This window comes from Streptomyces sp. NPDC054765 (assembly GCF_053612065.1).
The window spans coordinates 22,294-40,786 of sequence record NZ_JBSHBP010000029.1 but is presented as its reverse complement, the minus strand read 5'-3'; the positions used below and the strand labels follow the sequence as shown (position 1 = coordinate 40,786).

The following is an 18,493-nucleotide window of genomic DNA, read 5'->3' as shown; positions in this document are numbered from 1 at the left end:
CAGTACGCGAGGCAGTACACCACTCTGGGCGGAGCGGGACGACCATGCACGAGCAGCAGCAGGAACACGGCGAGCGGGAGCGGGCGGCAGCGGAGCCGGAACGGGCGCCGGAACCGGAGCCGGAACCGGAGCCGGAACGGGCGCCGGAACCGGAGCCGGAACGGACGCCGGCACAGGAGCCGGAACAGGCGTCGGCCGTCCGGCCGCTGGACGGGTTCACCGTCGGGGTGACGGCGGCCCGGCGGGCCGAGGAGCTGGGCGCCCTGCTGGAGCGGCGTGGTGCGCAGGTGATGCATGCGCCCGCGCTGCGTATCGTCCCGCTGCCGGACGACACCGAGCTGCTCGCGGTGACCCGGGACCTGATCGGCCATCCGCCCGATGTCGTCGTGGCCACCACCGCCATCGGCTTCCGCGGCTGGGTCGAGGCCGCGGAGGGCTGGGGCCTGGGCGAGGCGCTGCTCGACCGGCTGGCCGGGGTGGAGTTGCTGGCGCGCGGGCCCAAGGTGCGCGGCGCGATCCGGGCGGCCGGGCTGACCGAGAAGTGGTCGCCGGCCTCCGAGTCGATGGCCGAGGTGCTGGACCGGCTGCTGGCGGAGGGCGTCTCCGGGCGCCGGGTGGCCCTCCAGCTGCACGGGGAGCCGCTGCCGGGGTTCGTCGAGGCGCTGCGGGCCGGTGGTGCGGAGGTGGCCGGCGTTCCCGTGTACCGCTGGATGCCGCCGGAGGACATCGGCCCGGTCGACCGGCTGCTGGACGCGGTGATCTCGCGGGCTCTGGACGCGGTGACCTTCACCAGCGCACCGGCCGCCGCGTCGCTGCTGCGCCGGGCGGGGGAGCGCGGGATCCGTGAGGAGGTGCTGACGGCGCTGCGGCAGGAGGTGCTGCCGGTGTGTGTGGGGCCGGTGACCGCGCTGCCGCTCCAGGCGGAGGAGGTCCCCACGCTCCAGCCGGAGCGCTTCCGGCTGGGGCCGCTGGTGCAGCTGCTGTGCCGTGAACTCCCCGGCCGGGTGCGGTCGTTGCCGGTGGCGGGGCGGCGGCTGGAGATCCGCGGGCACGCCGTCGTGGTGGACGGGGCGCTGCGGCCGGTGCCGCCGGCCGGGATGGCGCTGCTGCGTGCGCTGGCGCGCCGCCCCGGCTGGGTGGTCTCCCGTGCGGAGCTGTTGCGCGCGCTGCCGGGGGCGGGGCGGGACGAGCATGCGGTGGAGACGGCGATGGCCCGGCTGCGGGGGGCGCTGGGCGCGCCCCAGCTGATCCAGACGGTCGTCAAGCGTGGCTACCGGCTGTCGCTGGACCCGCATGCGGACACGGACAAGTACGGCGGGGCGTAGGCCGCTTCACACGGAGCCGGGGCCAGGGCGGAGCCGGGGCCAGGGCCGGGGCCGGCGGGCCGGGGGGGCCGGGGTCAGGGCCGGGGGGCCGGACGCCTCCGAGGGGATCTACTCCGGGTTGTTCACGCGGATCTTGGACTGGCCGTGCGGCCGCTTCTCCCAGTCGTCCATGAAGCGCGCCTGAAGGCCGTGCTCACGGGCCAGCCGCAGCAGGGTCTCGGTCCGGTAGTAGAAGTCCTCGCGCAGCACCTGGTGTTCGGTGCCCTCGGTGCGGTCGAAGGTGAAGTCGAAGAAGCCGCCCGGGGCCAGGATCCGGCCGACGTGGGCGAGGCATTCGTCGATGACGCCGATCGGCGAGTGCGAGAAGACGCTGTGCGCGTGGACGACGTCGAAGTGGGCGGACGGCAGGAAGTCCAGGGTCAGGTCCTGGGTGATCGTCAAGTGCGGCAGTTTGTGCTGGAGTTCGTAGGTCGTCAGGGTCTGCTTCGCGGATATCAGAATGTCCGGCGAGATGTCGATGCCGTAGTAGTTGCCGGTGTCCAGGTGGGCGATGAAGCGCCAGCCGGCGCGCAGATTGCCGCAGCCGATGTCGAGCATCCGGTGGCCGGGCTTCAGCCCGTGTTCGGCGAGGTAGCCGAACTGCATCTCGCCCAGCGCCAGCCAGCGGTCATGGCTGCGGCTGCCGACCGCGGCCTCCGGGTTGCGGCCGGCGTCGGAGGCCATCACCGCCCGGTAGTACGCGACGTGGTCGGGGTGCCGGAAGCGGAGCCAGGTGTCGCGGGCGGTGCGCCGGACGTACGGGGTGATCCGGGCCGGGTTGCGGACCGCGTAGCCGATCTTGTGGGTCAGGCTGGCGCGGTTCGTGAGCAGGGACTTGCGCGACATGGAGACCTTCGTCCTGAGGGGCTCTGAGGGGCAGGGAGCGCTACGGCATGCGGCGGGCCGGGGGCCGGAGAGCCCGCGGACCGCCGCGCCGCGGACTATACCCGAGATGTATACACGTAGTGCATACTGGCGGTGTCTACGTGCGATGCATACCTGGATGCGTACCTGGAGTGGGCGCCTCCGGAGGGTTCCGGCGGGCCCGTGGGCCGGGCACTCTGGGAGCACACACGTTTGCTCCCTAAGGAGTGACAGGCACATGGCGGCGCCTTGCGACCTGCGGTTCGACTGCGGGCGGATCTGCCTGGACCTGGCGGCCACGGCCGGCGGCACCCCCGCCGAACGGCTCACCGGCCCCGGCCGGTTGCGGGCCTGGCTGGCCGGAGCGGGGCTGGTGCCGCACGGCACCCCGCTGGACGGCGTCGACGGCAGCTGGGTCGGCCGCTTCCGCGCCCTGCGGGAGCTGGTGCGCCGCGTGGTGCACGACGAGCTGCGGGGCCGGGCGGCCGATGCCGATCTGGCGCAGCTCAACTCCGTGGCCGCGTCCGGACAGCCGCCCGCCCCGGGCGTGGTCCGCGCCGCCGACGGCACCCTGGCCCGCACCCTCCCCGGCCCGCCCGACTGCGCCGGGCTGCTGGCCGCGGTGGCCCGGGACGCGATCGGGCTGCTGACCGACGCGGCGGCGCGCGGACAGCTGCGGCAGTGTGAGGGCGAGAGCTGCACCCTGGTGTATCTGGACACATCCCGCGGCCGGCGCCGCCGCTGGTGCTCCAGCGAGGTGTGCGGCAACCGCGAGCGGGTGGCCCGGCACCGCCGGCGGGCGACGGTGCGCAGGGAGCGGGACACAAGTGCTGGTCAGGGCGCCGCGACCGGCGCAGAAAAATTTTCCGCCGAACTCTGAGTAACCCCGCCCGTCCCGTCCGTACTCCTCACCGCAAGTCCGATTCATGGCAGGGTCCCCCGGCGATCTTGGGCGATCTGGGCTATCGACCCGGGAGTTGGAGTGCGTAAGGATGCCGTCGTGGCAGACAGGACGACACCTGACGAGGAGCTCATGCGAGCCCTCTATGACGATCATGCGGGCCCGCTTCTCGCCTTCGTCCTGCGATTGGTGGCGGGCGACCGGCACCGCGCGGAGGACGTGGTGCAGGAGACGCTGGTGCGTGCCTGGCGCAACGCCGATCAGTTGCAGCGGGCGACCGGCTCGATCCGCCCCTGGCTGGTGACCGTCGCGCGGCGGATCGTCATCGACGGGCACCGCAGCCGTAAGGCACGGCCCCAGGAGGTCGATCCGACCCCTCTGGAGACGATGCCGGCCGCCGATGTGATCGACCGGGCGCTGCGCATGATGACGATCTCCGAGGCGCTGAGCGACCTGAGCGAGGCCCACCGAGAGGCCCTCGTCGAGACGTATTTCAAGGAACGTACGGTCAATGAGGCAGCGGAGGTGCTGCGCGTGCCGGCCGGGACCGTGCGGTCCCGGGTGTTCTACGCGCTGCGCTCCCTGAGACTCTCGCTAGAGGAACGAGGAGTGACGGAGTGAACCCGCCCGCGCAGCCGGACCGGCACACCGACGTCGGCGCCTATGCGCTGGGCGTCCTGGACGCTGCCGACGCCGACCGGTTCGAGGCGCATCTCGTCGGCTGTCACCAGTGTGCGGCCGAACTCGAAGAACTCATGGGCCTGTCACCCGTACTGGCCGAGTTCAAGCAGTCCGCCCCCACCCCGCAGACGATCACGGCCGTCCCCGGCCCGGGGCTGCTGGACGGGCTGATGAACGAGGTCGCCGCGACCCGGCGGGGCCGTGCCCGGCGACGGCTGTTCCTGGTCGCCGCGGCGGCCGTGCTGATCGTCGGCGGGCCGCTCGCCGCGCTCACCCTCCGGCCCCAGGGCTTTGAGGAGAAGCCGGCGCCGCCGCTGGCGAACGCGGTACGGGCCCAGTACGCGGCGGGCGAGAAGGTCAGCTCCGTGGACCCGGACACCAAGGTCTCGGCGGGTGTCTCCATGGCGGCCCGGCCCTGGGGCACCCAGGTCATCCTCGAACTCGCCAATGTCAAGGGGCCGCTCACCTGCGACCTGGTCGCCGTCGGCAAGGACGGCAAGCGGCAGACCGTCACCACCTGGGCGGTGCCCAAGGGGGGCTACGGCATCCCGGGCGGCAGCGCGAAGTGGAACCGCGAGCCGCTGTACGCGGCGGGCGGCGCGGGCTTCAACCGCGGCGATATCGACCACTTCGAGATCACCACGATGGACGGCAAGCGGTTGGCGAAGGTGAACGTCTGAGGCGCGCCGGCCGGCGCCCCGGGCCGGGTACGGCACGGGGCGCCCGTCAAGGACCGCCATGCCCCCGATCGGCAATCCCCTCGACCGGGGCACGCCCGACGTAAAGGTCTGAGTCAACATCCGACCAAACTCGCCCGTCTTTGTCCCTTTCACCAGGTGCGCGCGGTGCCTGGTTCGCGTACGGTTGACGGCTGCCCTACGCACAGGAGAAGGGGGCCTGGGTGGCCGCGCACAACGCCACGCACGCACCGGATCACGCTTCGGATTCCGTTCGCGACCGCGAGATCGAAGCCGAGCAGACGCATCTGGACCGCGTCTACCGGCGCCTTGAGGAGAAGATCCACGAGGCAGAGTTCCTGATGGACGACGCCGCCAAGCGCGGCCAGGTCGGCACGCCCGGCGCATTCGCCGAGCGCGACGCCCAGGTCTTCCAGGCCGGCGTCCATCTTCACCGCCTGAATTCCGAGTACGAGGACTTCCTCTTCGGCCGGATCGACCTGCTCCTCGGCAAGGACGGGAAGAAGGGACCGGACGGCGCCTTCACCTCCGTCGAGCCCGCCGACGGTGCGATCGAGCAGCACCGCGCCGCGATCGCCGAGACGCTGCACATCGGCCGGCTCGGCGTGCTCGACGCGGACTACTCCCCGCTGGTCATCGACTGGCGGGCACCGGCCGCTGCGCCCTTCTACCGGGCCACCCCGGTGGCGCCGGGCCGGGTCGTCCGCCGGCGGGTGATCCGCTCCAAGGGCCGTAAAGTCCTCGGCGTCGAGGACGATCTGATGCGCCCGGAGGTCACCGCGACGCTGGACGGCGAGGAGCTGCCGGCGATCGGTGACGGCGCGCTGATGGCCGCGCTGGGCCGGGCCCGCAGCCACACCATGCGGGACATCGTCGCCTCCATCCAGGCCGAGCAGGACATGGTCATCCGGGCCCCCGCCGCCTCCGTCACCGAGGTGGAGGGCGGCCCCGGCACGGGCAAGACCGCGGTGGCCCTGCACCGCGCCGCCTATCTCCTTTACCAGGACCGGCGCCGCTACTCGGGCGGCATCCTGATCGTCTCCCCGACGCCGCTGCTGGTCGCGTACACCGAAGGCGTGCTCCCCTCGCTCGGCGAGGAGGGCCAGGTCGCCATCCGGGCGCTCGGCTCGCTCGTCGACGGCGCCGAGGTGACCGCGTACGACCCGCCGGCGGTGGCCCGCGTCAAGGGCTCGTCGCGGATGCAGAAGCTGCTGCGCAAGGCGGCCCGCGGGGCGCTGGAACTGGCGGCCCCCGCCGCCGCGGCACCCGCCCCCGCCGCCGACGGGGCGGCGGGCGAGGGCGCCCAGCTCTCCCTGGAGGACCTCTTCACCGCGCCCGCGGACAACGCCGGCGACGGCGCCCGCACCGGCCGCCGGACCCGCTCCAGACCCTCCCGGCCCGCCCCGGCCGCACCCGCCCGGCTGCGGGTCGTCGCCTTCGGCGGCCGGATCGAGCTGGACGCCGACGAACTGCACGCCATCCGGCAGTCCGCGCTCGGCGGCACCGCCCCGGTCAATCTGCTGCGTCCGCGCGCCCGCCGGCTGATCCTGGACGCCCTGTGGGCCAAGTCCGGCGCCGCCCGCCGCTACACGGACCCCGAACTGGCCGCCGAGGCCCGCGAGGGCTTCGACGAGGACATCACCACCGAGCCCGGCTTCCAGGAGTTCCTGGACGCGTGGTGGCCCGAGCTGACCCCGCGCGGGGTGCTCGCCGCGATGGCCGACGAGCGTCTGCTCGGCCGCTGGGCGCGCCGGATCCTCAACCCGCGCGAGGTGCGCCAACTGGCCCGCTCCCTGCGGCGGCCGGACAGCGCAGGGCAGGGCCCGCTGTCGGTGCACGATGTTGCGCTGCTGGACGAGCTGCAGTTGATCCTCGGCGCCCCGCTGCGCCCGCCCCGGCCGCGCGAGGCCGACCCGCTGGACCATCTGACCGGCCTGGAGGAGCTCTCGACCTACGCGGACCGCAACGGCGGCGGCCGTGGCCGGCGCGAGCGGCTGGAGGAGGAGCGCACCGACTACGCCCATGTCATCGTCGACGAGGCCCAGGACCTGACGCCGATGCAGTGGCGGATGGTCGGCCGCCGCGGCCGGCATGCGACATGGACGGTCGTCGGCGACCCCGCGCAGTCCTCGTGGTCCGACCCCGACGAGGCCGCCGTCGCCCGTGACGAGGCCCTCGGCACCCGCCCGCGCCGCCGCTTCACGCTCACCGTGAACTACCGCAACCCCGCGGAGGTCGCCGAACTGGCCGCCAAGGTGCTGGCGCTGGCGATGCCCGGTAGGGAGTCGCCCAGGGCGGTCCGCTCCACGGGCCTCGCACCGCGCTTCGCACGCGTCGCGGACGGCGACGGGGCGAAGGGCCCCGCCGACGAGGCGGCGCTGGCGCAGGCCACGGTGGCCGAGGCCGGGCGGCTGCTGGGCGAGGTGGACGGCACGGTCGGCGTCGTGGTGGCCATGAACCGCCGCGCGCAGGCCCGCCGTTGGCTGGCCCCGATCGGCGACCGGGTGGTGGCACTGGGCTCCCTGGAGGCCAAGGGGCTGGAGTACGACGCCACGCTGGTGGTCTCGCCCGCCGAGATCGCCGACGAGTCCCCGGCCGGGCTGCGGGTGCTGTACGTGGCGCTGACCCGGGCCACCCAGCAGCTGACCGTACTGTCGGCCGAACGGGACGAGCCGGACGCGGCCGGGGTGCCCGACCTGCTGCGGGACTGACCCCCGGCCGGCCCTGTCCGGCACCCGTACGGCGGCCTCGGCCGGGCGCTCGGCGCCGCCGTACGAGGGGTCTTGAAATCGGCCCCGCGGGACGGGATTCGCTTCCGGGGTTGGTTTGTTAGCCTGGGTGACGGCACCGGCTCGATCCAAGCCCCCGGGCCCAACCATCGTCGCTACGAGCGACCACTTGCCGCGAGGCGAGCATGGCGGGCCGGTGCCACTGACTTGCGAGAGGCCCACGTCAGCCCGGTGACGTGGGCCTCTTTGTTGCGCCCGCATCTTCTCGTATGGTGGAAACTGCTTTCCGATGTCGCATGGTGCGTGCGAACAAAATGTTCGCAATTCGGGGCGGCTACCGCGTACTCCGCGGTAGGTGCGACGATCGGACGGAAATTCAGCGACACGGTGAAAGCAGAGGAAGTCGGCCATGGCAACGGCGCCCAGCGTCTCCTACTCGATGACGGTCAGGCTGGAGGTGCCCGCGAGCGGAACCGCGGTCTCCCAGCTCACCACGGCCGTGGAGTCCTCCGGCGGCTCGGTCACCGGCCTCGACGTGACGGCCTCCGGCCACGAGAAGCTCCGGATCGACGTCACCATCGCCGCGTCCTCCACCGCCCACGCGGACGAGATCGTCTCCAAGCTGCGCGGCATCGAGGGCGTCTCCCTCGGCAAGGTCTCCGACCGTACGTTCCTCATGCACCTCGGCGGCAAGATCGAGATGTCGTCGAAGCACCCCATCCGCAACCGTGACGACCTGTCGATGATCTACACCCCCGGTGTCGCCCGCGTCTGCCAGGCCATCGCCGACAACCCCGAGGACGCCCGCCGCCTGACCATCAAGCGCAACAGCGTCGCGGTCGTCACGGACGGCTCCGCGGTGCTGGGCCTGGGCAACATCGGCCCCAAGGCCGCGCTGCCCGTCATGGAGGGCAAGGCGGCCCTCTTCAAGCGCTTCGCCGGCATCGACGCCTGGCCGCTGTGCCTGGACACCCAGGACACCGACGCGATCGTGGAGATCGTCAAGGCGATCGCCCCGGGCTTCGCCGGCATCAACCTGGAGGACATCTCCGCCCCCCGCTGCTTCGAGATCGAGGCGCGGCTGCGCGAGGCCCTGGACATCCCGGTCTTCCACGACGACCAGCACGGCACCGCCATCGTGGTGCTCGCCGCGCTCACCAACGCGCTGCGCGTCGTCGGCAAGAAGGCCGAGGACGTCCGGGTCGTGATGTCCGGCGCCGGCGCGGCCGGCACCGCCATCCTCAAGCTGCTGCTGGCCGCCGGCGTCCGGCACGCCGTCGTCGCCGACATCCACGGTGTGGTGCACGCCGGCCGTCCGGACCTGGTCGACGCCGACCCGGACTCACCGCTGCGCTGGATCGCCGACAACACCAACCCCGAGGGCGTCACCGGCACCCTCAAGGAGGCCGTGGTCGACGCAGACGTCTTCATCGGCGTCTCCGCGCCCAACGTCCTGGACGGCGACGACGTCGCGAAGATGGCCGACGGCGCGATCGTCTTCGCCCTCGCCAACCCCGACCCGGAGGTCGACCCGGCCGTCGCCCGGCAGACCGCCGCCGTCGTGGCCACCGGCCGCTCGGACTTCCCGAACCAGATCAACAACGTCCTGGTGTTCCCCGGCGTCTTCCGCGGCCTCCTCGACGCCCATTCCCGTACGGTGAACACCGAGATGATGCTGGCCGCGGCCGGCGCCCTCGCGGACGTCGTCCTGGAGGACGAGGTCAACCCGAACTACATCATCCCCAGCGTCTTCAACGAGAAGGTCGCGGGCGCGGTGGCCGATGCGGTACGGAACGCCGCGAAGAGTGGCGATGCGGCTGTGACGGCCGCCACGACGGTCTGACACGGCGCGTCGCTGGACACGCCGTCGTTGGGGCCCCCATAGGGTGGCGGGCAGCAAGCGACCGCCGCCCTGTGGGGCCGGCCCGGAGCGGGAATGATACGGAGCGTCACCACTAACGAGGCAGTGGCGCTTTTCGTGTGACCCTCCTGGGTGCCGGATTGGCTTTACCGCCGCAGGTGGGGGCAGGATGCGTAATCGGGCGCGAGGGTCTGGCACCAGACCCGGGTCCGGGGACTGTCCGAGGACCCTGGCAGCATCGGCTTCGATCTCACGCCTCATTGGCAAGAAGAACACGGGAGTACAAACATGAACCGCAGTGAGCTGGTGGCCGCTCTGGCCGATCGTGCCGAGGTGACCCGCAAGGACGCCGACGCCGTTCTGGCCGCCCTCGCCGAGGTGATCGGTGAGGTCGTCGCCAAGGGCGACGAGAAGGTCACCATCCCCGGCTTCCTGACCTTCGAGCGCACCCACCGTGCCGCTCGCACCGCGCGCAACCCGCAGACCGGCGACCCGATCCAGATCCCGGCCGGCTACAGCGTGAAGGTCTCCGCGGGCTCCAAGCTCAAGGAAGCCGCCAAGGGCAAGTAACACCCCTAGCACGGCATGAAGGGCGGCCATCCCTCCCAGGGATGGCCGCCCTTTCGTGTTCCACCGGGCCCGCCGCGACCCGCGGGCGGTCCGCGCCCGTCCGGGCGGCCTGTGGCCCCCGGGATCAGGCGGCGGGGGTGAACGGGAAGTCCGCGAGGTCCACGTCCTCCAGAGAGGCCACCACGGCCGTACGGGGGCCCGGAACGATGCCCGGCACGCTCGGTACGGCCAGCAGCCGGCAGCCCGCGGCCAGCGCCGCCGTCGCGCCCGTGGGGGTGTCCTCCACGGCCAGGCAGTCCGCGGGGTCGACGCCGAGGCCGGCCGCGGCGGCCAGATAGGGGTCCGGGTGCGGCTTGCCGCGCGGCGCCTCGCCCGAGGTGACCGACAGCGCGAAGCGGTGCGCGCCGAGCGTGCGCAGCACCAGATCGGCGACATGCCGCTCGGAGGCGGTGACCAGGGCGGCCGGTATGCCCAGCGCCCGCGCCCGGTCCAGCAGCCGCAGCGCACCCGGCTGGACGGTGACGCCCGCGGCGACCCGGGCGGTGAAGTCCTCGTCCAGCCGGGCGGCCGTCCGGGTCACGCCGAGGCACACCCCGTGCTCGCGCACCAGGCGCTCGGCGGCGGCGTCCACCGGGGCCCCGGCGAACTCCGCCAGCACCTCGCCGGTGGCCGTGCGGCCCTGCTCCCGCAGGAAGCCGGCCACCGTGTCCAGCCACTGGTGCTCGGTGTCGACGAGGGTGCCGTCCATGTCGCACAGCAGGGCCGCGGGGAGCGTACGGGCGGGCGGGGGGATCACGGGCATGTGCGGGCTCGCTGTTCGCTGGTGAGGGCGGGGGCGGGGCGGGGGACCGAAGGGCCCGGGGCGGTGGTGTGCGGTGACAGCCGGCCGGGGTGCGGGCCGGCCGGTCCGCGCGCGCCCACTGGGCGGAGCTGCGCAGCTCGGTGAACCTCTGGCTGGGCCGAGGTGCGCAGCGCGAGATACCGGGCGCCCTGGCGGGAGCCGGTCAGGCCCTCGGCGAGCAGCGCGGCCGGCGCCCGGCGGACCGTGCCGCGTGAGACGCCGTGGGTGGCGGCGAGTTCGGTCTCCGAGGGCGGTGCGCTGCCCACGGGGAGCTGCCCGTCGGTGATCGCCCGGCGCAGTGCCTCGGCGATCTGACACCGGGCGCACGCTGCACGGTCACCCCGCACGAGAAGCCGGTGCCGGTGGCGGAGGGCCGGGCGGGGAGGGTACGCGGGTGGGTGTGGGGGGAGCGGCGGAACACCGCTCCCCCCACACCCAGTTGGGCGGTGTGCCGTGCCCGGTGTGCCGTGCCCGGTGGGGCGGCGCGCCCGGTGGGCGGCGCGCCGGACTCAGTTGGGCAGTGCACCGTTCGGCAGCTCGACATCGGCGCCCAGCTCCACGAGCTTCTCCATGAAGTTCTCGTAGCCGCGGTTGATCAGGTCGATGCCGTGCACCCGGGAGGTGCCCTGCGCCGCCAGCGCCGCGATCAGATACGAGAAGCCGCCGCGCAGGTCGGGGATGACCAGGTCGGAGCCCTGCAGCTTGGTGGGGCCGGAGACGACCGCGGAGTGCAGGAAGTTGCGCTGCCCGAAGCGGCAGGCGGAGCCGCCCAGGCACTCCCGGTAGAGCTGGATGTGCGCGCCCATCTGGTTGAGCGCGGAGGTGAAGCCGAGCCGGGACTCGTAGACCGTCTCGTGCACGATCGACAGGCCCGACGCCTGGGTCAGTGCGACGACCAGCGGCTGCTGCCAGTCGGTCTGGAAGCCGGGGTGGACGTCGGTCTCCAGGGCGATGGCGTTGAGCAGGCCGCCCGGGTGCCAGAAGCGGATGCCCTCGTCCTCGATCTCGAAGGCGCCGCCGACCCTGCGGAAGGTGTTGAGGAAGGTCATCATCGACCGCTGCTGCGCGCCGCGGACGTAGATGTTGCCCTCGGTGGCCAGCGCCGCGGACGCCCAGGAGGCCGCCTCCAGGCGGTCCGGGAGGGCGCGGTGGGTGTAGCCGTCGAGCTTGTCGACACCGGTGATCCGGATGGTCCGGTCGGTGTCCATGGAAATGATCGCGCCCATCTTCTGCAGTACGCAGATGAGGTCCTCGATCTCCGGCTCCACGGCGGCGTTCGACAGCTCGGTGACGCCCTCGGCCAGGACGGCGGTCAGCAGCACCTGCTCGGTCGAGCCGACCGACGGGTACGGCAGCCGGATCTTGGTGCCGCGCAGCCGCTGCGGGGCCTCCAGGTACTGCCCGTCGGCACGCTTCTCGATCGTCGCACCGAACTGGCGCAGCACATCGAAGTGGAAGTCGACCGGCCGGCCGCCGATGTCACAGCCGCCCAGGCCGGGGATGAAGGCGTGGCCGAGGCGGTGCAGCAGCGGGCCGCAGAACAGGATCGGGATCCGCGAGGAGCCCGCGTGGGCGTCGATGTCCGCGACGTTGGCGCTTTCCACGTGCGACGGGTCGAGGATCAGCTCGCCCGGCTCGTCACCCGGGCGCACCGTGACGCCGTGCAGTTGGAGCAGCCCGCGCACCACGCGTACGTCGCGGATGTCGGGCACATTGCGCAGCCGGCTGGGGCCGCTGCCGAGGAGGGCGGCGACCATGGCCTTGGGCACAAGGTTCTTCGCGCCGCGAACCCGGATCTCGCCCTCGAGCGGGGTGCCGCCGTGGACAAGCAGTACGTCGTCAGTAGAGACGGTCATGGATCTCGCGTTCCTGGAGACGGGCAGGGGCCAAGCTGAAATGGTAAGGGCGGGCGGGAGTGAGTCCGTAGGCCCGTGCAGGCTCCGGGCGTGTAATGGCTTTGTGACAACACGCTCCGCTACGTTCCGCCTTTGATCTGTAATCGACCTTTGGCTGAAATTGTCGGGGAATGTCTTGAATGGCCTATCTGGTGCCGAGGTGGTGCGCCGGGGCTGCCGCCGTACGCCCTGCCCTGCTCTCGCCCGGGTACGGGCGTTGACTCCCCGTTCCGGGCAGAAGTGCGGGATCATGTGGCCATGACCGAGGTGTCCTCGCTCACAGGCCGGCTTCTTGTCGCGACGCCCGCGCTCGCCGATCCGAATTTCGACCGCGCGGTGGTGCTGCTCCTCGACCACGACGAGGAGGGCTCCCTCGGCGTGGTCCTCAACCGGCCCACGCCGGTCGGCGTCGCGGACATCCTCGCGCCCTGGGCCGCACTGGCCGGTGAACCGGGCGTGGTCTTCCAGGGCGGCCCGGTGTCGCTGGACTCGGCACTCGGGGTGGCCGTGGTGCCCGGCGGGCTGTCCGGTGAGGGCGGTACCGCGTCGGTGGACAGCGGTGCGCGGACCAGTGGCGACGGCGCGGAGACGGCCGGCGTACCCGCCGCGGACCGGGCGGGTGTCCAGTCGGGTGACGAGCCGCTGGGCTGGCGCAGGGTGCACGGTGCCATCGGCCTGGTCGATCTGGAGGCCCCGCCGGAACTCCTCGCGGCGGTGCTCGGCAGTCTGCGGATCTTCGCCGGATACGCGGGCTGGGGCCCCGGCCAGCTGGAGGACGAACTGGTCGAGGGCGCCTGGTACGTCGTCGAGTCCGAGCCCGGCGATGTCTCCTCGCCCGACCCGGAACAGCTGTGGCGCGCGGTGCTGCGCCGGCAGCGCAACGAGCTGGCGATGGTGGCCACCTATCCGGACGATCCCTCGCTGAACTGACCCTCGGCGGGCTGTGGTTCGCGGCCGGGGCCGGTGATCGGTGCTGGGGGCCGGTGCTGGGGGCCGGGTTGCGGTGGGCGGCGGGTGCGGGCCGCGGGCCGGACGGCCCGGCCGGGTCCCGGACACCGGTGGGTGGCGGGCGCGCCGGGCCGGATTTTGTTGACGACTTGATTATTGTGACGGCGTCATGGGGAATTGTCAGACCCCGTCGCTATGGTTCGAGACGACAGGGGACGGTGCGTGGTCGCGTCGGCGGGGCCGCGCTGGACAAGCGGGGGAGAGAGCCATGCACAGGCCGAGCGTGCCTGAGGACCTGGATCACCCGGAGCGCCTGTGGGCGCGCGCCGCGACGCTGGCGGTAGTGGCGGCCGCCATGGACGACGGGGACGAATTCTCCTGGGGCGACCATGGGTTGCAGTGCTGGAACGGCGGCGGAAGCTACTGGTGGCGGCTGAAAATGTTCGAGGACGGCCGGGCCCTGCTGTGCGGCCAGGACTCGGACGGCAGCCATACGCACTGCGGCGGCAGACAGATCGACTTCCTGGCCGGCGGCCCCGAGTGGCTGCCCCGGGAGCAGTTGCGAGAGGACGCCGAGGGCAATCTCTTCGGGTTCGTCTACTGGTGGCAGGACGGCACCTGGGCCCGTGCGCCGTACCCCGAGAAGATGCCGGACGACGGCCTGGAGACGGCCATGAGCTGGGTCGCGCCCGGTGATGACGCGGTCCGGGACATCGCCGAGGACCTGGTGGCCCGCACGGAGACCGAGGTGGACGCCCTGGCCGCGGTCCGGTCCTTCCTCGCCGCGGCCGAGGCCCGCACGGTCGGCGCGGCGGACATCGGCACGCTGCTGGACACGGTCTGCGGTCCGGACTGCTGGTACGAGGTCCGGCCGGACGCCGCGCTGGCGTTCGCCACGAAGCTGGGCCTGACGGCCGGGGCGCGGGGCGGGATGGCGGTGGCTTCCTAGGGCGTCCCCGTCCTGGGGAAGCGTCCGGCCCGGGGGCCGCCGGGCGGGCCGGTGCCGTCTGTGCTCCGCCGGGCGGTCGCCGGGGTGGCGACGGCGGGTCGTGCGCTCCCCGTGGTGGCAGGCCGAGGCTCCCGGGTTGCCGCGGGCGTGAGTACCCTTGGCTGTTATGAGCACTCTTGAGCCCGAGCGCGGGGCAGGTACGGGGACCCTCGTAGAGCCGACACCACAGGTGTCGCACGGCGACGGCGACCACGAGCGCTTCGCCCACTATGTCCAGAAGGACAAGATCATGGCGAGCGCGCTCGACGGCACCCCCGTCGTGGCGCTGTGCGGGAAGGTCTGGGTTCCGGGGCGCGACCCGAAGAAGTACCCGGTCTGCCCCATGTGCAAGGAGATCTTCGAGTCCATGGGCGCCGGTGGCGACAAGGACAAGGGCGGCAAGGACGGTGGCAAGAAGTAGCAGCCGCAGGCCGCGACGCCCGGCCGGCCACGGCCGGTCCCGGAGCGCGAGCGCATCGGGGCCGCTGAGCCGCCGGGCGGCGGGACGCAGGCGTCCGGTGTGCGGCAGGCGTCCGGTGCGGCGCAGCCGTCCCGGCACGGCGTAGTTCCCCGGCGCGGCGCGGATTTCGCCCTGACGTGGCTGTCCGTCCTGCGGAGTCGGTGTCCCGCCTCGGCCGTCTTGGGTACGGGCCCGGGTCCCTCGCGGACCGGGTCCGTCGGCGTACCCCGCCGGGCGCGGACCGGGTCCGTCGGCGTACCCGCCCGGGTGCCGGGCGCACCGGGCCGGGCGGGAGACTGCCGTAGCCGTAGCCGTAGCCGTAGCCGTAGCCGTAGCCGTAGCCGTACCCGGATCGGGTGAGCGGCCGACGCCCCGCGGGGGGGTGCGCCGTACGGATGCCGTCCAACGTCCCCCGCTCCGGGGCGCCGTACGGATGCCGTCCACCGTTCCCGTACCGGTGCGCACCGCCACTGTCCCCGGCCGTACCGGTGCGCACCGCCTTCGTGCGGGGTGCACAACCGCCCGTGGTCCGCCCGGAATTGCGCCGCGCGGGTTGCGGCCGGTCCTCCTCCCGTTCCCGCCGAACCGGAACGACCGGGGCGGGACCGTGGCAGCATCGGCGGTGACGGCCGCCCCCGTGCTGGTCTTCTTCGTACTCGTACAGGCCGACCGGTCCTGGGCCGGGCGGCGCGGTGAAGGACGGACGGCATGCCGGACACAGATCCCACCTCCACTTCCACGGCACCGGGCGGCGGCCTGGTCCCGGCGCCGCTGAGCATCGACGGGCCCTACCGCAGCGCCGTCCGCCTGGGCGAGGCGACCGCGCTGGCGGCCGGGCCCGGCACCGAGGACACCGCACGCTGGCTGCGCGCCACCCTCGGCGCGGCCTTCGGCCTGCCGCTCCCGCCCGGTTCCGGCGAGGCGACGGACACCCTGGCGCTCGCCCTCGACCCGGCCCTCCCCGCGGAGGGCTACCGGCTGGAGGCCGAGCCCCGTTGGGGCGTACGGATCACCGGCGGCAGCCCGGCCGGTGTCTTCTGGGGGGCGCAGACGCTGCGTCAGCTCCTCGGCCCGCACGCCTTCCGCCGGGCACCGCTCGCCCCCGGGCGCGCGGCCGTCCTGCCGCAGCAGACCATCGAGGACGGCCCCCGCTTCGCATGGCGCGGCATGCTGCTCGACGTCGCACGGCACTTCCTGCCCAAGGACGGGGTGCTGCGCTCCATCGACCTGCTCGCCGCCCACAAGCTCAACGTCCTGCACCTCCACCTCACCGACGACCAGGGCTGGCGGATCGAGATCGCGCGCCACCCGAAGCTGACCGAGGTCGGCAGCCGGCGGGAGCGCACCAAACTCGGCCACCGGGCCTCCCCCCTCTGGGACGAGCGCCCGCACGGCGGTTACTACACCCAGGACGACATCCGCGAGATCGTCGCCTACGCCGCCCAGCGGCATATCACCGTCGTGCCCGAGATCGACATTCCCGGGCACTCGCAGGCCGCCATCGCCGCGTACCCCGAACTCGGCAACACCGACGTCATCGACACCACCTCCCTCAAGGTCTGGGACACCTGGGGCGTCAACCCCAACGTACTGTCACCCACCGACACCACCCTGCGGTTCTACGAGCAGGTGCTCGAAGAGATCCTCGCGCTCTTCCCCTCGCCGTTCGTGCACCTCGGGGGCGACGAGTGCCCCAAGGACCAGTGGAAGGCGTCCGCCACCGCCCAGGCGCGGATCGCCGAGCTGTCACTCGCCGGCGAGGACGAGCTGCAGAGCTGGTTCATCGGGCACTTCGACCGCTGGCTCGCCGACCGCGGCCGGCGGCTGATCGGCTGGGACGAGATCCTGGAGGGCGGACCGGCCGGGAGCTCCCGCCCGTCGCCCGCCACCGCCCCGCCGGACACTCCCGCGGACGCCGTCCGGGGGGACCCCCCTCGCGCGGCCCCTTTCGCTGTCTCCTCCTGGCGCGGCTACGCGGGCGGTATCGCCGCCGCCACATCCGGCCATGACGTGGTGATGTGCCCCGAACAGCAGGTGTATCTGGACCACCGTCAGCACGCCTCCCCGGACGAGCCGGTACCGATCGGCTACGTCCGCACCCTGGAGGACGTCTACCGCTTCGAGCCGGTGCCGCCCGAGCTGACCCCCGACCAGGCCGCGCACGTCCTGGGCACCCAGGCCAACGTCTGGACCGAGGTCATGGACAGTCAGGAGCGCCTCGATTACCAGGTCTTTCCGCGACTGGCAGCCTTCGCCGAGGTCGCCTGGTCCCGGCTGCCCGCACCCGCCGACCGCGACTACCAGGACTTCACCCGGCGGATGGCCGTCCACTACGCCCGCCTCGACGCCCTCGGCGTCGGCTACCGCCCGCCCGGCGGCCCCCTGCCCTGGCAGAAACGGCCCGGTGTGCTCGGACGTCCGATCGACGGGGCGCCCCCAAACGTGTGAGCCCCGGTGCAAGGGGGGCGCCCGTCCGGCCGGACCCTGGGACGGTGGTGCGGTACGGCGGTTGCTTCGCAGCGCCGTACTGCCGTACCGGGCAGCGCCGTACCGACGGCGGCTGCCCCGCCGGACGTACCGCCGGGCGTCTCCGCCGACGCGCCACACCCCAGTTCCCGCACGGCCGGCGGCGGACGAAACCGGACCAGCGCCTTGTCCGGGGACGGATCGAGCTGTTCGCGGACCCTCGCGCCGGGGGCCCGGGAAGATGTGCCAGAGTTGCCACGTCCGGGCTGGGAGCACGTACCGTACGGCGGAGCGGAACTGCCGGGACACCGGGGAAGGGGCAGCTGACTTGACCACGCACGCACCGCACGCGTCGCACACGGTGACGTTGCCGGCCTCGCTCGACGAGGCGGTGGCGGCGCTCACCGCCATGCCCGCCGCCGTGCCCGTCGCGGGCGGCACCGATCTCATGGCGGCAGTCAACGCCGGACTCCTCAGACCCGCAGCCCTGGTGGGCCTCGGCCGGATCAGCGAAATCCGTGGCTGGCAGTACCTGGACGGCCATGCGCTGCTCGGCGCCGGCCTCACCCTCGCCCGTATGGGACGCCCCGACTTCGCCGCGCTGATCCCGGGCCTCGCCGCCGCCGCCCGCGCGGCCGGCCCGCCGCAGGTCCGCAACGCCGGCACCCTCGGCGGCAACATCGTGACCTCCGCGCCCACCGGCGACACCCTCCCGGTGCTCGCCGCTCTCGAAGCCACCGTGATCATCGCCGGTCCCGACGGCGGCCGCCGCGAGATCCCGGTCAGCCATCTGCTGGCCGGCCGGGAGATGCTCGGCCCCGGTGAACTCGTCGGCTTCGTACGGGTGCCGCTGCTGCACGCCCCGCAGACGTTCCTCAAGGCCACCGGCCGCACCGGCCCCGGCCGGGCCACCGCCTCCGTGGCGCTCGTCCTGGACCCGGCCAGGCGCGGTGTGCGCTGCGCGGTGGGCGCGGTCGCCGCCATGCCGCTGCGCCCCCTGGAAGCCGAACAGTGGGTGGCCTCGCTCATCGACTGGGACGGCGAACGCGGCCTGGTGCCCGAGGCGCTGACGGCCTTCGGCGACTATGTCGCCGCCGCTTGCATCCCGGACCCGGCACCGCCCGAGGACGGTTCGGAACCGGCCACCCTGCCGCCGGCCGCACTGCACCTGCGCCGTACGGTGGCAGCCCTGGCCCGCCGCGCACTGGGGAGGGCGCTCTCATGAGC

At 73.1% G+C, this 18,493-nt stretch carries 16 protein-coding genes; 12 read left to right on the top strand and 4 right to left on the bottom strand.

Annotated elements, in window-relative coordinates; genetic code table 11:
* The first annotated feature begins 44 nt into the window (after nucleotides 1–44).
* Nucleotides 45–1,325, top strand: a complete 1,281-nt coding sequence (locus ACWGJY_RS19770; protein WP_453262104.1) for a uroporphyrinogen-III synthase — start codon at nucleotides 45–47, stop codon at nucleotides 1,323–1,325.
* 108 nt (nucleotides 1,326–1,433) lie between these two features.
* Here the strand turns inward: ACWGJY_RS19770 and ACWGJY_RS19765 are convergent, their stop codons facing one another.
* Nucleotides 1,434–2,210 (bottom strand): class I SAM-dependent methyltransferase, encoded by a 777-nt coding sequence (locus ACWGJY_RS19765; RefSeq protein WP_453262103.1) that lies wholly within the window; start codon nucleotides 2,208–2,210, stop codon nucleotides 1,434–1,436.
* 256 nt (nucleotides 2,211–2,466) lie between these two features.
* Here ACWGJY_RS19765 and ACWGJY_RS19760 point away from each other — a divergent pair, with 256 nt between their 5' ends.
* The 6 genes from ACWGJY_RS19760 (at nucleotide 2,467) to ACWGJY_RS19735 (ending at nucleotide 9,668) form a co-directional block, all read left to right on the top strand.
* The gene (locus ACWGJY_RS19760) at nucleotides 2,467–3,108 is read left to right on the top strand and encodes a CGNR zinc finger domain-containing protein (protein ID WP_453262102.1); all 642 of its coding nucleotides are present in this window, start codon (nucleotides 2,467–2,469) and stop codon (nucleotides 3,106–3,108) included.
* A 102-nt stretch (nucleotides 3,109–3,210) separates the two neighbouring features.
* Nucleotides 3,211–3,750, top strand: a complete 540-nt coding sequence (locus tag ACWGJY_RS19755) for a sigma-70 family RNA polymerase sigma factor (RefSeq protein ID WP_453262101.1) — start codon at nucleotides 3,211–3,213, stop codon at nucleotides 3,748–3,750.
* Nucleotides 3,747–4,490 (top strand): anti-sigma factor family protein, encoded by a 744-nt coding sequence (locus ACWGJY_RS19750; RefSeq protein WP_453262100.1) that lies wholly within the window; start codon nucleotides 3,747–3,749, stop codon nucleotides 4,488–4,490. The genes ACWGJY_RS19755 and ACWGJY_RS19750 overlap by 4 nt, the downstream gene beginning before the upstream one ends.
* A 221-nt stretch (nucleotides 4,491–4,711) precedes the next feature.
* Entirely contained in the window at nucleotides 4,712–7,219 is a 2,508-nt protein-coding gene (locus tag ACWGJY_RS19745; RefSeq protein WP_453262099.1) for a HelD family protein, read from the top strand.
* A gap of 427 nt (nucleotides 7,220–7,646) precedes the next feature.
* Complete coding sequence (locus ACWGJY_RS19740) at nucleotides 7,647–9,080, top strand: malic enzyme-like NAD(P)-binding protein (protein ID WP_453262098.1); 1,434 nt, start codon at nucleotides 7,647–7,649, stop codon at nucleotides 9,078–9,080.
* Nucleotides 9,081–9,386: 306 nt separating this feature from the next.
* Nucleotides 9,387–9,668, top strand: coding sequence for an HU family DNA-binding protein (locus ACWGJY_RS19735; RefSeq protein ID WP_033268382.1), 282 nt, complete (start codon nucleotides 9,387–9,389; stop codon nucleotides 9,666–9,668).
* Between the two features lie 124 nt (nucleotides 9,669–9,792).
* Here ACWGJY_RS19735 and ACWGJY_RS19730 read toward each other — a convergent pair whose 3' ends face one another.
* The 3 genes from ACWGJY_RS19730 to murA all read right to left on the bottom strand — a co-directional run bounded on the left by ACWGJY_RS19730 (nucleotide 9,793) and on the right by murA (nucleotide 12,365).
* Nucleotides 9,793–10,470: an HAD family hydrolase gene (locus ACWGJY_RS19730; protein WP_453262097.1), complete on the bottom strand. Its 678-nt coding sequence runs from the start codon at nucleotides 10,468–10,470 to the stop codon at nucleotides 9,793–9,795.
* Entirely contained in the window at nucleotides 10,461–10,856 is a 396-nt protein-coding gene (locus tag ACWGJY_RS19725; RefSeq protein ID WP_453262096.1) for a winged helix-turn-helix domain-containing protein, read from the bottom strand. The genes ACWGJY_RS19730 and ACWGJY_RS19725 overlap by 10 nt, the downstream gene beginning before the upstream one ends.
* A gap of 162 nt (nucleotides 10,857–11,018) precedes the next feature.
* Nucleotides 11,019–12,365, bottom strand: a complete 1,347-nt coding sequence (gene murA / locus ACWGJY_RS19720; protein ID WP_393907347.1) for a UDP-N-acetylglucosamine 1-carboxyvinyltransferase — start codon at nucleotides 12,363–12,365, stop codon at nucleotides 11,019–11,021.
* A 297-nt stretch (nucleotides 12,366–12,662) separates the two neighbouring features.
* Between murA and ACWGJY_RS19715 the strand changes: the two genes are divergently transcribed.
* From ACWGJY_RS19715 to ACWGJY_RS19695, 5 genes are all read left to right on the top strand, one after another.
* Complete coding sequence (locus ACWGJY_RS19715) at nucleotides 12,663–13,334, top strand: YqgE/AlgH family protein (RefSeq protein ID WP_453262095.1); 672 nt, start codon at nucleotides 12,663–12,665, stop codon at nucleotides 13,332–13,334.
* A gap of 286 nt (nucleotides 13,335–13,620) precedes the next feature.
* A complete protein-coding gene (locus tag ACWGJY_RS19710) occupies nucleotides 13,621–14,301 on the top strand; it encodes a hypothetical protein (RefSeq protein ID WP_453262094.1) in 681 nt (226 codons plus the stop codon).
* Nucleotides 14,302–14,467: 166 nt separating this feature from the next.
* Nucleotides 14,468–14,761: a DUF3039 domain-containing protein gene (locus tag ACWGJY_RS19705; RefSeq protein ID WP_026169910.1), complete on the top strand. Its 294-nt coding sequence runs from the start codon at nucleotides 14,468–14,470 to the stop codon at nucleotides 14,759–14,761.
* A gap of 747 nt (nucleotides 14,762–15,508) precedes the next feature.
* Complete coding sequence (locus ACWGJY_RS19700) at nucleotides 15,509–17,248, top strand: beta-N-acetylhexosaminidase (RefSeq protein WP_453262093.1); 1,740 nt, start codon at nucleotides 15,509–15,511, stop codon at nucleotides 17,246–17,248.
* A 346-nt stretch (nucleotides 17,249–17,594) separates the two neighbouring features.
* Nucleotides 17,595–18,491, top strand: a complete 897-nt coding sequence (locus ACWGJY_RS19695) for an FAD binding domain-containing protein (RefSeq protein WP_453262092.1) — start codon at nucleotides 17,595–17,597, stop codon at nucleotides 18,489–18,491.
* The last annotated feature ends 2 nt before the right edge of the window (nucleotides 18,492–18,493 follow it).

Coding starts and splice junctions, on each gene's coding strand:
- ACWGJY_RS19770 (WP_453262104.1), top strand. CDS start 45: ATGCACGAGCAGCAGCAGGAACACGGCGAGCGGGAGCGGGCGGCAGCG.
- ACWGJY_RS19765 (WP_453262103.1), bottom strand. CDS start 2,210: ATGTCGCGCAAGTCCCTGCTCACGAACCGCGCCAGCCTGACCCACAAG.
- ACWGJY_RS19760 (WP_453262102.1), top strand. CDS start 2,467: ATGGCGGCGCCTTGCGACCTGCGGTTCGACTGCGGGCGGATCTGCCTG.
- ACWGJY_RS19740 (WP_453262098.1), top strand. CDS start 7,647: ATGGCAACGGCGCCCAGCGTCTCCTACTCGATGACGGTCAGGCTGGAG.
- ACWGJY_RS19735 (WP_033268382.1), top strand. CDS start 9,387: ATGAACCGCAGTGAGCTGGTGGCCGCTCTGGCCGATCGTGCCGAGGTG.
- ACWGJY_RS19730 (WP_453262097.1), bottom strand. CDS start 10,470: ATGCCCGTGATCCCCCCGCCCGCCCGTACGCTCCCCGCGGCCCTGCTG.
- murA (WP_393907347.1), bottom strand. CDS start 12,365: ATGACCGTCTCTACTGACGACGTACTGCTTGTCCACGGCGGCACCCCG.
- ACWGJY_RS19715 (WP_453262095.1), top strand. CDS start 12,663: ATGACCGAGGTGTCCTCGCTCACAGGCCGGCTTCTTGTCGCGACGCCC.
- ACWGJY_RS19710 (WP_453262094.1), top strand. CDS start 13,621: ATGCACAGGCCGAGCGTGCCTGAGGACCTGGATCACCCGGAGCGCCTG.
- ACWGJY_RS19705 (WP_026169910.1), top strand. CDS start 14,468: ATGAGCACTCTTGAGCCCGAGCGCGGGGCAGGTACGGGGACCCTCGTA.
- ACWGJY_RS19700 (WP_453262093.1), top strand. CDS start 15,509: ATGCCGGACACAGATCCCACCTCCACTTCCACGGCACCGGGCGGCGGC.